General features: G+C 62.8%; 13 protein-coding genes and 1 pseudogene. 9 read left to right on the top strand and 5 right to left on the bottom strand.

Going from position 1 to position 12,227, the window contains the following annotated elements; all coding sequences use genetic code 11:
- Positions 1–15 precede the first annotated feature (15 nt).
- Together JQ597_RS32010 and JQ597_RS32005 are read left to right on the top strand one after the other, a co-directional pair.
- A pseudogene (locus tag JQ597_RS32010) lies at positions 16–290 on the top strand (phosphoadenosine phosphosulfate reductase domain-containing protein); the annotation flags it as partial.
- A gap of 14 nt (positions 291–304) precedes the next feature.
- A complete protein-coding gene (locus tag JQ597_RS32005) occupies positions 305–547 on the top strand; it encodes an aminoglycoside phosphotransferase/kinase family protein (protein ID WP_212269422.1) in 243 nt (80 codons plus the stop codon).
- Positions 548–864: 317 nt separating this feature from the next.
- Here the strand turns inward: JQ597_RS32005 and JQ597_RS32000 are convergent, their stop codons facing one another.
- From JQ597_RS32000 to JQ597_RS31980, 5 genes are all read right to left on the bottom strand, one after another.
- A complete protein-coding gene (locus JQ597_RS32000; protein WP_212269421.1) occupies positions 865–1,644 on the bottom strand; it encodes an amino acid ABC transporter ATP-binding protein in 780 nt (259 codons plus the stop codon).
- 90 nt (positions 1,645–1,734) lie between these two features.
- Entirely contained in the window at positions 1,735–2,466 is a 732-nt protein-coding gene (locus tag JQ597_RS31995) for an amino acid ABC transporter permease (RefSeq protein ID WP_212269420.1), read from the bottom strand.
- Positions 2,467–2,483: 17 nt separating this feature from the next.
- Positions 2,484–2,657, bottom strand: coding sequence for a hypothetical protein (locus JQ597_RS31990; RefSeq protein ID WP_212269419.1), 174 nt, complete (start codon positions 2,655–2,657; stop codon positions 2,484–2,486).
- Between the two features lie 10 nt (positions 2,658–2,667).
- Positions 2,668–3,609, bottom strand: a complete 942-nt coding sequence (locus JQ597_RS31985; RefSeq protein WP_249148373.1) for a dihydrodipicolinate synthase family protein — start codon at positions 3,607–3,609, stop codon at positions 2,668–2,670.
- A gap of 80 nt (positions 3,610–3,689) precedes the next feature.
- Complete coding sequence (locus tag JQ597_RS31980; RefSeq protein WP_212269417.1) at positions 3,690–4,607, bottom strand: dihydrodipicolinate synthase family protein; 918 nt, start codon at positions 4,605–4,607, stop codon at positions 3,690–3,692.
- A gap of 182 nt (positions 4,608–4,789) precedes the next feature.
- On the opposite strand from JQ597_RS31980, the gene JQ597_RS31975 reads away from it, so the two are divergent.
- The 7 genes from JQ597_RS31975 to hydA all read left to right on the top strand — a co-directional run bounded on the left by JQ597_RS31975 (position 4,790) and on the right by hydA (position 11,882).
- Entirely contained in the window at positions 4,790–5,848 is a 1,059-nt protein-coding gene (locus JQ597_RS31975) for a LacI family DNA-binding transcriptional regulator (RefSeq protein ID WP_212269416.1), read from the top strand.
- Positions 5,849–5,851: 3 nt separating this feature from the next.
- On the top strand, positions 5,852–6,220 hold the full coding sequence (locus JQ597_RS31970; RefSeq protein WP_212269415.1) for a tautomerase family protein: 369 nt from the start codon (positions 5,852–5,854) through the stop codon (positions 6,218–6,220).
- Positions 6,221–6,235: 15 nt separating this feature from the next.
- Complete coding sequence (locus JQ597_RS31965) at positions 6,236–7,378, top strand: acyl-CoA dehydrogenase family protein (RefSeq protein ID WP_212269414.1); 1,143 nt, start codon at positions 6,236–6,238, stop codon at positions 7,376–7,378.
- Between the two features lie 16 nt (positions 7,379–7,394).
- Positions 7,395–8,978: an acyl CoA:acetate/3-ketoacid CoA transferase gene (locus JQ597_RS31960; RefSeq protein ID WP_212269413.1), complete on the top strand. Its 1,584-nt coding sequence runs from the start codon at positions 7,395–7,397 to the stop codon at positions 8,976–8,978.
- Between the two features lie 9 nt (positions 8,979–8,987).
- Entirely contained in the window at positions 8,988–9,488 is a 501-nt protein-coding gene (locus tag JQ597_RS31955) for a MaoC family dehydratase (protein ID WP_212269412.1), read from the top strand.
- A 73-nt stretch (positions 9,489–9,561) separates the two neighbouring features.
- Entirely contained in the window at positions 9,562–10,398 is an 837-nt protein-coding gene (locus tag JQ597_RS31950) for a transporter substrate-binding domain-containing protein (protein ID WP_212269411.1), read from the top strand.
- A 74-nt stretch (positions 10,399–10,472) separates the two neighbouring features.
- Positions 10,473–11,882: a dihydropyrimidinase gene (gene hydA / locus JQ597_RS31945; RefSeq protein WP_212269410.1), complete on the top strand. Its 1,410-nt coding sequence runs from the start codon at positions 10,473–10,475 to the stop codon at positions 11,880–11,882.
- Positions 11,883–12,227: the final 345 nt, after the last annotated feature.

Below are 12,227 nucleotides of genomic sequence, written 5' to 3'. Positions count from 1 at the left end.
GAATCAATTGAGATCATGCGCGAAGTCATTGCCGGGTTCGGAAAGCCAGTGATGCTGTACTCGATCGGCAAAGATTCAAGCGTCATGCTGCATCTGGCGATCAAGGCGTTCCATCCGGCCAAGCTTCCGTTCCCGCTCTTGCACGTTGATACACCTTGAAATTTCGCGATATGATTACGTTTCGCGACGAAACCATTCTCCGAATCGGAATCGATCTGCTCGTTCACGTCAATCAGGATGGCTCGGCGCGCGGAATTGGACCGATTGCTTCCGGCTCCTCCGTGCATACCCAGTCGCGGCGGCCGTGAGCTTCATGGAGCACGAACCGATCATCACCGATCTGCAGAATACGTGGCTTGAGGGATATCAGAACGTGGCACCAGTATCGAAAGAGGATGAGGCGATGCTTACCTTTGTGATGCTGAGGCGTATGCTGCTGACGGCCTGGATCGCATCGCACCCGGAAACCGAGCCGGCACGTCTGCTGGGAAACGGCTATGCGGAGGGCACAGTGGCGATGGGGCGGCGGTTTCTCCAGACTCTTTGACTGCAGACCGACTCGATCACGAAAATCGTCTTCGACAATTCTGGGTCGGCAGACCATCGCCGAAGAGAAGGTGCGTTAGCGAAGCTTTGCCCGGAGCCGCCGACATGACTGGTGCTCGGTGATCGCAAACGATCGGCAATCCGACTGTAACGCGCCCCGCATCAGTTGATGCCTGGGCTGCGCGGCCCTTGCCCGGAATGAATCGCGCCGCTCTGGCCTTGCGCGCAGCTGCATCTCGTGTTTGCTCGCCAGGTCGTCTGGCTTCGTCTTCACTCGGTGCCGATTGGTCTCTCTCGTTCAAGCGCGAGAGCTACGAACTAATGAAGGATCTGCTCGAGGAATGTCCTCGCCCGCTCGGACGCCGGATGATTGAAGAAGTTTTCCGGAGCCGCTTGCTCGACGATCTTTCCCTCATTCATGAATACGATCCGGTCCGCGACCTCGCGGGCGAAGCCCATCTCGTGGGTGACGCAGAGCATGGTCATGCCCTCTTCCGCCAGCTTCTTCATCGTTTCCAGTACTTCCTTGACCATTTCCGGATCAAGCGCCGACGTCGGCTCGTCGAACAGCATGATCTTCGGCCGCATGCAGAGCGCGCGCGCGATGGCGACGCGCTGCTGCTGTCCGCCCGACAACTGCCCCGGAAACTTTTCGGCTTGCTCGGGGATCCGAACCTTGGTCAGGAAGTGCATGGCGATGTCCTTCGCCTCTTGCTTCGTCATGCCGTTCACCGTCATCGGCGCCAGGATGCAGTTTTCCAGGGTCGTCATGTGCGGGAACAGGTTGAAGCTCTGGAACACCATTCCGGTGTCCCTCCGGATGGCGTCGATGTTCTTGCGCTGATCATCCAGCTCGGTGCCGTTGACGTAGATCAGCCCCTGGTCGTGCTTTTCGATATGATTGATGCACCGGATCAGGGTCGATTTCCCCGAACCGGACGGGCCGCAGATCACGATCTTCTCGCCACTGGCCACCTTGAGATCGATCTCGTTCAAGGCTGTAAATTCGCCGTAGTACTTGTAGACCGCCTCCATCCGAACCGCGGCCACCTCGCCTTTGCGGGGCTGCCCCTGTACATCGTCAATATCGGTTGCCATCGATGCGTTTCCTTAAGTGGCGAGCGAAGCGGAGCTGCTCCTCGCGACCGGAGCTTCGTTCCTCGCAACAACAACCTCCCCTCGACACAATCATGCTCTGGCCTCGAGGCCGGCTTGCGTCGGCGGCGCTGTTGCGTTGGATCTTCGCGATCTTGTCGCGCTCGAACGGCCAAAGTGCTTTTCAAGGCGGCGCTGAGCCACATCCCAGACCGAGGTGAGGATCAAGTAATAGGCCGTGGCGGCCGCATAGACTTCGAGAATCTGAAAATGCTCCTGCATCAGCATGTCGCTTCGGCGCATGATTTCCTCGACCGAGATGACAGAGGCGAGCGACGTCGCCTTCAGGAGCGAATTGATGGAGTTGCCGAGCGGCGGGATCATCAGTCGAAACGCTTGCGGAAGCGTAATGCGCCGGAACGTTACCCATCTCGACAGACTTAGAGCCCAGGCGGCCTCCCGTTGCCCGGCCGACACCGCCATGAAACCGCTGCGAACGATTTCAGCAAGATATGCGGCTTCATTGAGGATCAATCCGACCAGGGCGCAGGTGATCACGTCGAATTTGATACCCAGTTGCGGCAAGCCGCTGTAGATCACCACGAGCTGGATCAGGAGCGGCGTGCCGCGAAAGAACCAGATGTAGAATCGGGCGAAGCCGCTGAGCACAGGGTTGGATGACATGCGCATCAGCGCTATGCCCATCCCCAGAATGAGCCCGCCAACGACTCCGGCAACCGTCAAGCCGATGGTGACGAGCACGCCCTTCATCAGAAAGAAATTGAAAAAGTAGTCGACGCTGGCCGCCAGATTGAAATGGGTCATCGGCTCGTCTCCATGTGTCAGGCCGGACCGGGGCCGACGATTGCAAGCGCCTGATCGATCGGCTGGCTGAGCCAGTTCATCTGCCAGCTGCCGGCTTCGAAGGCGGATGGCTTTCCGATCAGATACCGTTCGGCAGCAAATTTTGTGCCGCCGTCGGGAGCTACGATATCGATGAAGGCTTCGTCGGACATGATGGCATCCTCAAGTCGGGCGAATGTCGCAGGCGCGGCGCGCGGCGCCGAGCGTCGTTGCGATGTCGTCGTAAAGTCCGGGCAGAACCGGCAACAGCGGTGGCCGCGGATCTGCGTTGCGGATCAGGCCGAGTTCTTTAAGGCCCACTTTCATGCGCGTATGCATGTCAACGATCGGTGCTGGACCGTAAATCGCCTTGACGATCGGATAGAGGCGCTCGTTCACGGCGCGCATCGCCTTGAGGTCGTCGGCGACCGACGCCTGCCAGAGTTCGATAAACAGATGCGGCGCCAGGCTGACGAGCCCGGACAGGATGCCGTCGCCACCGACAGCGAGCTGCGGCAGGAACCAGTTGTAATTCGAAGGCAAGACCGCGACCTCCGGATCGGCTTTTTTCACGGCCCGCCGGTTCTCGTCATAGGCGAGCATCGTATCGCTGCCTTCCTTGACGGCGATCACGCGGTCGATGGCCGCCATTTCGGCGAGCGTCTGCGGCGAATAACCAAAACCGGACGCCATCGGATACTGGAAGATAGACACCGGGATTGCGATTGCCTCGCTGACCGACCGCACGAAGCTAACCGGCGCGCGCGACGTGGCGGATGCACCGCCGCCGAGCGCGGCAGGCGGGAACAAGACCGCGCAATCCGCACCGGCGGCCTCGGCGAGCCGAGCCTGGCTGATGACGTCGGCGGTCGAGTGCGCAATGATGCCGGCAAGCAGCGGCTTCTCGCCGATATGGGTTCGGGTTCGCGCGATCACCGCCTGGCGCTCTTCGTCCGACAGCGAGGCGCCCTCGCCCGCATGCCCGTTGACAAAGACGGCCGCGATGCCATCCGGGCAGGCGCAATAATCGAGCAGCCGGGCGTAGCCTTCCCAGTCGATCGTCAGGTCGTCGTTGAATGGCAGCACGGTGGCGACCGTGACGCCGCGCAGATCGGGTTTCTTCATCCGATCACTCATGATCGCTCGCGCCGTGGAACCGCGCTGTGCCTGTGACGAGCTACTGCGATCATATGCGCGCCCTTTCCTCAGCCGGCGACCTGCCTTGATGAAACCATTGCCCCTGGCCAGACTAGGCCGAAGTTCGCTACCAACGCCCGCGCGGCCGCGTCCTGCGGGGCCGGCAATGGCAGACGCGGCGGACGGGGCACGCCGACAGAAAAGCCCATATGGCCGAGCAGCGCTTTGGTGCCGGCGACATAAGCCTGGCCGCCGACGAATTCGATCACCGGCAAATAATCGAGATAGAGCTTGCGCGCCGCATTGATCTTGCCTTCATCGGCGACGAGGCTGAAGATGCGCGCCATCGCCTGGGGCGCCACGTTGGAGGCAACCGCTACCCAGCCCTGCGCGCCCTCCACGAAAGATTCGAAGCCGAGGATGCCGCCGAATACGGTCATCCGGTCACCACACAGCCGGATGATGTCGCGCACGCGCGTCACCTCGAGCGTCGACTCCTTGATGTAAAGACAGTTGTCGATCTCAGCGAGCCGCGCCACCAGTGCCGGCTTGAGATCGACATTGGCAGTCGCGGGATTATTGTAGACCATGATGGGCAACGAGATCGCATCGGCCACGGTCTTGTAGTGATGGACGAGCTCGTCGTCGGTCGGCGTCGAATAGAACGGTGGAATGATCATCACGCCATCGGCGCCCAATTTTTCGGCACGACGGCTGAGGCGTACCACCTCTCGCGTATCCTCCGCACCGGTCCCGATCAGCACCGGCACACGACCCGCCGCCTGGGCAATGACCGTCTCGGCCACCAGAATTTTCTCGTCGTCATCGAGCGACAGGAATTCGCCAGTCGAGCCGAGCGGAATCAGCCCGTGGATCCCCTGCTCGATCTGCCAATCGACAAAGTCCCGCAACGCCTCGGCATCGACATCGCCGCCCGGCGTGAACGGCGTGATCATGACGGTGTAGGTGCCGCGAAATGTCTTCATCGAGGACTTCCAGTTGCTCAACGTGAACCCGAGCAGCGGCCCCTGTCGCGGGCCACCGCATTGCTGCAAACGATTGCAGTATTGGCGTTGATTTGGGCAAGACCCATCTCAAATTTAGGCTTGCACGTGCAAATTTCTGCCCATACTGTTTTGCAATCGTTTCCATTCTAACGGCAGGATTGATGAGCGTCACGCTCAAAGATGTGGCACTGGCGGCCCGCGTTTCGATCAGCACAGCATCGCGCGCGCTGGGCGGCAGCGGATTGACGAGCGAGCGTACCCAGCAGCGCCTGACGCGCATTGCGCGCGAGCTCGGCTACCGTCCCAACCCGATCGCACGCGGACTGAAAACCGGACAGTCGCGGCTGGTGGGGCTTTTGGTCCACAACCTCGCCAATGCGTCGTTCCAGGTAATGGCCGAGGTGGTGCAGGCGCGGCTGAAGGCGCTCGGTTACCAGATGCTGCTGTGCATCGCCGGCGACGATCCGCAGCTGGAAAGCGATACGCTGACGACACTTGCCGACCATCGCGTCGATGGACTGATCGTCGTGCCCACGGGCAAGAACGGCGCCCGCCTGACCGCTCTGGCAAATGAAATCCCGATCGTCTGCCTGGTGCGCCGCGACGACGGGACAGACCTCGAGACCGTACTCGCCGACGATTCAGAAGGCGCATACGTGGGCACGCGCTATCTCATCGAACTCGGGCATAGACGGATCGGGATCATTGTCGGCCGTCCAGATACAACGTCAGGACGGGAGCGACTGTCGGGATATGTCCGTGCACTGCGCGAGGCGTCGATACAAGTGGACGACGCGTTGATCCATGCCGGCCATTTCGAGCCGGAAACCGGCGCCGCCTCCTGTCGCAAGCTGCTGGATCTCGCCGAGCCCCCTAGTGCGATCTTCGTCGCCAACCACGAAGCGACGCTCGGCGTCCTGCGCGTGATCGCCGAACGTGGCCTGTCGATTCCCGATGATCTCTCGTTGCTCTGTTACGAGCATTCGCCCTGGTTCGAGTGGCATCGCCCGGCCATCAGCATCGTCGACAACGGCGCGAGCGACCTTGCCAACCTCGCCGTCGACCGCCTGCTACACCGCATGGACGCCAAGGGCAACGGCGCCGATGGCGTGCGCGAATATCGCGTCGGCGCCCGGCTGGTGAAGCGCGATTCCTGCCGCCCGTTCGATCCGTCCCCACGCAAATCCTCCGCAACCAAATCGTCCAGAGCGAAGGCCTGACCGATGCCCTATGTCGAAATCCTTGCGCCGCCTGCCCCGCCTCAAAGCAAGGCCGCGTTGGCCAAATCCATCACCGACGGCCTGATGTCGAGCTTCGGCGTCGACGCGCAGACGATCACGCTCTATTTCCTGCCGATCGCTCCCGACGACTATGCCCATGCCGGAGAGATGGGATCACAAGGCACCGGCCAGCGTATCCTGCTCAAGGTGCACGCTTTCCGCCGCAGCGAGGCCGAGCGCCGTGCCGCCGCGGCTGCGCTGACGCGAAGCGTCTGCAACGCCTATGGCGTGCCGGGGGCCGATGTCGCCGCGTACTTCTTCGACCGCGAGAAGGACGAGGTCGCCCACGATTCCAAGCTCGCCAGCGACTGAGGGAAGCGACACGCCATGGACCGTTTCTACACCGAGGACCAGAAAGCGCTGCGAGACACCGCGCGTCGCTTCGCGCAGGCCGAGATCCTGCCGCGCGCCGCGGCGATCGATCGCGACGACCGCTTCGACCGTTCGCTTTACAAGGGCATGGCCGACCTCGGCCTGTTCGGCATCTGCCTGCGCGAAGGCGCGGGCGGCGCAGGGCTCGACGCGGTCGCCGCCTGCATCGCCATGGAAGAGCTGGCACGTTGTTCGGGCGCGGTGGCCAACGCTTTCGCCATTCCGGTCGAAGCGGTGCTGTTTTTCGACCAGCACGGCACCGAGACGCACAAGGCGCTGATCCCGCAAATCCTGAACGGCGAGATTATCCCCGCCACCGCCGTCTCCGAACCCGACCACGGTTCCGATGTCGCCGGCATCAGGACATCAGCGGTGCGCGACGGCAACGGCTGGCTGCTCGACGGCACCAAGGCCTGGGTGACACTCGGCGGCGTCGCCGACCGCATCATGGTGTTCGCCCGCACCGGCGCCGAGTCCGGACACCGCGCCATTTCCTGCCTCCTCGTCGATGGCAAATTGCCGGGCATCGCGCGCGGCAAGAATGAAGAGCTCCTTGGCATGCACGGCCTCGAGGATTGCCAGATCACCTTCTCCGGCGTGCGCCTGCCGGCCGACAGCGTGATGGGGCCGGAGAACCAGGCCTTCAAGATGGCCATGAGCAACTTCAATTTCAGCCGGCTGATGATGGCGGCAATGGCACTCGGCATGGCACAGGCCGCGTTCGAGGATGCCACCGCCTACGCCAAGGACCGCAAGCAGTTCGGCCAGCCGATCATCGGTTTTCAGGCGATTCAGTTCATGCTGGCCGACATGGCGACCGACATCGCCGCCGCCCGCCTTCTGATCCACCACGCCGCGCGCTTGCACGACGCGCGCGTGCCGATCGCCAAGGAAGCGGCGCAAGCCAAGCTGTTCACCACCGACATGGCGATGAAGCACGTCTCCAACGCGCTGCAGATCCATGGCGGCAACGGCTATTCACGCGATTACCGCATTGAACGGCTGTTCCGCGACGTGCGCCTCGCGCAGATTTATGAGGGCACCAACCAGATCCAGCGCCTCATCATCGCCCGCCAGGTCGAGAAGGAGGCCGCATGACGGCGAGCGTGCAACCGTGCTGAGCATCATCACCGCGGCACAGGCCGCAAGCCTGATCCGCGACACCGATACGCTGATCGTCGGCGGCAATGGCGGAACCGGCGTGGCGGAAGCCGTTCTCGATGCGCTGGAGCAGCGTTTCCTCGGCGGCGGCGGGCCGCACGGGCTAACGCTGATCAACATCACAGGCGTCGGCGCGGTGACCGAGAAGGGTCTATGCCATCTCGCGCATGAAGGCCTGATCGCGCGGGTGGTCGGCGGCAATTTCGGGCTGCAAGTGCCGTTCATGCGCCTGGTGCGCGACGAGTTGATCGACGCCTACAACTTCCCCCAAGGCGTGATGAGCCAGCTCTGCCGTGCCATGGCCGCAAAGCATCCCGGCGTGCTGACCCATGTCGGCCTCAACACCTACATGGACCCGCGCCAGGACGGGGGGCGAATGAATGCACGCACCACCCTGCCGCTGGTCGACCTCGTCGAACTGCAGGGCCAATCGTGGCTGCTCTACCGCGCGCCCTCGCCTCCCAACGTCGCCATCATCCGCGGCACTTCGGCCGACGAGGACGGCTATGTCAGCATGGAGCACGAAGGCACGACGCGCGAGGATCTCTCGATCGCGCAAGCCGTTCACAATGCCGGCGGCACTGTCATCTGCCAGGTGAAACGGATCGTCAAGCGCGGCTCGATCCATCCGCAGATGGTCAAGATCCCCGGCTTCCTGATCGACCACGTCGTGCTCGAACCCGGGCAGATGCAGACCTACGGCACGCTCTACGATCCTGCTCGCTGCGGCGAGACCCGCGTACCGGTCGCGATGATCGTGCCCGATCCGCTCACCGAACGGCGGGTGATCGCCCGCCGCGCCGCCTTCGAGCTGCGCCCGCGCGACGTGGTCAATCTCGGCGTCGGCATCTCGGCGATGATCCCCAATGTCGCAGCCGAGGAAGGCATCGCGGATCTGATCACCCTGACCGTGGAATCCGGCGTGGTCGGCGGCGTACCGGGCCATGCGCGAGAGTTCGGCACCGCCATCAATCCCCGCGCCATTCTCGATCAGGCCTACCAGTTCGATTTCTACGACGGCGGTGGCCTCTCCTGCGCCTTTCTCTCGTTCGCGGAAGTCGACGAGGTGGGCAATGTCAATGTCACCCGTTTCGGCGACCGCCGCGACGGCTCTGGCGGCTTCATCGACATCACCCAGAACGCCAAGCGGCTGATCTTCAGCGGCACCATGACCGGCGGCAAGTTCGACATCGCCGTCGAAAACGGGCGGCTGGCGATCCGCCGCGACGGCGCCTTCCGTAAATTCGTGCCGCAGGTCGGCCAGATCAGCTTCAGTGCTGGTCTGGCCGCGCAGCGCGGCCAGGAAGTCTCCTACGTCACCGAACGGGCCGTGTTCCAGCTGGAGAATGGCGGCATGACGCTGACCGAGATCGCCCCGGGCGTACGCCTGGAGCAGGATGTGCTGGCGCATATGGGATTCCGGCCGCGCATCAGCCCCGACCTCAAGGACATGGACCCGCGCATCTTCCGGCCCGGGCCGATGGGAATCGGCCAGAGCTTCGTTGAGCTGCCGGCTCGCCCGCGCAAGGTCGCCTGAGAACACGCTATGGAAACCACAGCCACCGCGCCGATCAATCTCCGTTTTGAAGATATCGAATCCGGCACGCAGTTCGAGAGCGCGGCACACACCGTGACGCCAGCCGATATCGCGGCCTTCGCCGACGTCACGCGCGATCATCATCCGCTGCATGTCAACGCTGCTTACGCGAAATCCCGCGGCTTTCCGGCAGTGATCGCGCATGGGCTGTATGGCCTGTCACTGATGGAAGGGCTGAAGTCGGAGCTGAAACTCTATGAAGAGACGTCAGTCGCCTCGCTCGGCTGGGACGGCGTGTGCTTCAAGGCGCCGGTGGTCGCCGGCGACCGCTTGCGCGTGCGATTCCGCTTCGTCGAGAAGCGGCCGACCCGCAACCCCGCGCGCGGCGTCGTCATCGAAGCACTCGAGCTGATCAACCAGCGCGACGAGGTGGTGACGGAAGCCCGCCATACCTCGCTGATCCTGACCCGCCAGCCCGATTGCGCATCCGCCACGCCGGACGCGTCATAACGAGACAACGAAAAGACGACCAGACCCGGGAACGCCGCCTCACCTATTCACTTTCACTTAAGGGGTTCACGTCATGCGACTTCTCAATATCTTCTCCGCTCTGGCCGTGCTGATCGGCCTCGTCCCAACAGCTCACGCCCAGAACTGCACGCCAAGAGTGCCGGCATCGAGCCTGATCGAAGCCGGCAAATGGCAGATGTCCATCAATCCGACCCTGCCACCGCAGCAGTTCATCGACGACAAGGGCGAACTGCAGGGGCTCAATGTCGAACTGGCGCGCGAAATCGCCAAACGCATCTGCATCGAGCCGGTGTTCCTGCGGATGGATTTCCCGCCAATGATTCCGGGTCTGCGCTCCGGCCGCTTCGACGCCATCAACACCGGTTTGTTCTGGACCGAGGAGCGCTCGAAGATGCTGTACCTCGTGCCCTACGCGCAGCAGGCGATCAGCATCTATACCGATCCTGCATCCAGCCTGAAGCTGGAGAAGTTCGAAGATCTCGCCGGCCGCGTCGTCGGCGTCGAGTCGGCGACCTATACCGAGCGCAAGGCGCGCGAGTACAGCGCCGCGATGGTGGCCAAAGGGCTCAAGGAAATCGAGTTGCGCACGTTCACGACCGTCACCGCGACCTCGGCAGCCTTGCGCGCCGGACAGCTCGAGGCTGCGCTCAACATCAACGAGACCGCCAACTCGCTCGAGCAGCGCGGCATCGCCAAGATCTGGGTCAGGGACATTGCCGGCACCGACATTACCTTCGCCTTCCGCGACAAGCTGCTGGCGCAGGCGGCGGCAGACGCGCTGACGGCCATCCGCACAGACGGCACCTATGACAAGCTGTTCGACAAGTTCGGCATGACCAAGCTGAAAGCCACCACTTTCGTCATCCGCGGCGACGGCCCCACCAACTGACGGCAAGTGCTGCCGCATGGCGCGGCAGCGCTCCCCGGTGAGCAATCCGCAAACCGACCCGACCGGAGCGCGACATGACATTCGACACCATCATCCGCGGCGGCACAGTGGCGACGGCGTCCGACACCTTCGCCTGCGATGTCGGGATATCGGACGGACGGATTGCAGCACTCGGCCACGGCCTCGGCGATGCGGGACAGACCATCGATGCTACCGGCCGGCTGGTCCTGCCCGGCGGCATCGACAGCCATGTCCACTTTTCCCAGCCGAGCGGGCCGGGCATCGTCATGGCCGACGATTTCGAAAGCGGCACCCGCGCCGCCGCCTTCGGAGGCAACACCACGGTGCTGCCGTTCTGTCTGCAGGAACGCGGACAGAGCCTGCGGCAGGCGGTGCGGGACTATCACGCCAAGGCTGACGGCAATTGCTACATCGACGTCAGTTTCCACCTGATCATTTCGGACCCGACCGAACAGGTCCTCGGCCAGGAGCTCCCGGCCCTGATCAAGGACGGCTACACCTCGTTCAAGGTATTCATGACCTATGAGGATCTGGCGCTCAGCGATCGCCAGATCCTCGAGGTGATGTCGGTTGCCCGCGAGACCGGCGCGCTGGTCATGGTCCACGCCGAGAATTTCGACGCCATCCGTTTCCTCACCGATCGCCTGGAGCGAGGCGGCCGTACCGCTCCGCATTTCCACGGCGCATCCCGGCCGATTGTCGTCGAACGCGAGGCCACCCATCGCGCCATCGCCCTCGCCGAGCTGATCGACGTGCCCGTGATGATCGTCCACGTCTCCAACCGCGAAGCGATGGAAGAAGTCCGTCGTGCCCAGCAGCGCGGCCTCAAGGTGTTTGGTGAAACCTGCCCGCAATATCTCGTCCTGACCGAGAAGGACATGGAGGGGCTCAACATGGAGGGGACCAAATACGTCTGCAGTCCGCCGCCACGCGATGTCCCAAGCCAGGTCGCCTGCTGGGAAGGATTGCAGCAAGGGATATTCAGCGTTTTCTCCTCCGACCATTGCGCGTTCCGTTACGACACGACCGGAAAGCTCGCCCCGAAAGGCCGCACCAGCTTTCGCTGGGTGCCGAACGGGATTCCCGGCGTCGAGACGCGGTTGCCGATTCTGTTTTCGGAAGGCGTGGTCAAGGGACGAATCGATCTGAACCGGTTCGTTGCCCTCTCGGCGACCAACCATGCCAAGACCTATGGTCTCTATCCGCGTAAGGGCACGATCGCGATCGGCTCCGATGCAGATATCGCGATCTGGGATCCGACGCGTGAGGTGACGATCAGCCAGGACATCCTGCATCACGGCCCCGATTACACGCCCTATGAGGGCCTCCGCGTCACCGGTTGGCCGGTGACCACACTGGTGCGTGGTGAGGTGGTCGTCGCGGATGGCACCCTGGTCGGCCGCAAGGGGGCCGGCCAGCATCTGGCACGCGACCCTTCGCAGTTCGCCTCCGCCCGCGACTAACGCAACCGGCCTAACCTCGAAACACGGGGCCTCGCCCCAATGCTGCCAGCCAACTACGAAACGCCAGTTGCGTCGCCTCACACGCAAGCACAATCTTGAGGTCTGCGTGCGACAAATCAACCCGACGGGCAAATCACTTACGATTTACGGAATTAGTGTCAAGCCCCGAAATGAAAAATATTTCTGTTTACCAGAAGACAAATCAGGTGCATATATATCGCCATCCCGTCCCTCTCAGAGGGCGTCGGCCGTCGTCACGGACGTTGGACGGGTTGCGGTGGACGCTGGTTTACGCCTCGACGACGGCGTGGATAAGCGTACGGCAAAACCGTGTGGTCCTGGCAC

The organism is Bradyrhizobium sp. AUGA SZCCT0177 (assembly GCF_018130125.1).
Lineage (GTDB): Bacteria > Pseudomonadota > Alphaproteobacteria > Rhizobiales > Xanthobacteraceae > Bradyrhizobium.
Note: the sequence above shows the minus strand (reverse complement) of the source record. Positions and strands in the feature narration are given on the sequence as shown.

Coding starts and splice junctions, on each gene's coding strand:
- JQ597_RS31950 (WP_212269411.1), top strand. CDS start 9,562: ATGCGACTTCTCAATATCTTCTCCGCTCTGGCCGTGCTGATCGGCCTC.
- JQ597_RS31975 (WP_212269416.1), top strand. CDS start 4,790: ATGAGCGTCACGCTCAAAGATGTGGCACTGGCGGCCCGCGTTTCGATC.
- JQ597_RS31980 (WP_212269417.1), bottom strand. CDS start 4,607: ATGAAGACATTTCGCGGCACCTACACCGTCATGATCACGCCGTTCACG.
- JQ597_RS31955 (WP_212269412.1), top strand. CDS start 8,988: ATGGAAACCACAGCCACCGCGCCGATCAATCTCCGTTTTGAAGATATC.
- JQ597_RS32000 (WP_212269421.1), bottom strand. CDS start 1,644: ATGGCAACCGATATTGACGATGTACAGGGGCAGCCCCGCAAAGGCGAG.
- JQ597_RS31990 (WP_212269419.1), bottom strand. CDS start 2,657: ATGTCCGACGAAGCCTTCATCGATATCGTAGCTCCCGACGGCGGCACA.
- JQ597_RS31965 (WP_212269414.1), top strand. CDS start 6,236: ATGGACCGTTTCTACACCGAGGACCAGAAAGCGCTGCGAGACACCGCG.
- JQ597_RS31995 (WP_212269420.1), bottom strand. CDS start 2,466: ATGACCCATTTCAATCTGGCGGCCAGCGTCGACTACTTTTTCAATTTC.
- JQ597_RS31985 (WP_249148373.1), bottom strand. CDS start 3,609: ATGAAGAAACCCGATCTGCGCGGCGTCACGGTCGCCACCGTGCTGCCA.
- hydA (WP_212269410.1), top strand. CDS start 10,473: ATGACATTCGACACCATCATCCGCGGCGGCACAGTGGCGACGGCGTCC.
- JQ597_RS31970 (WP_212269415.1), top strand. CDS start 5,852: ATGCCCTATGTCGAAATCCTTGCGCCGCCTGCCCCGCCTCAAAGCAAG.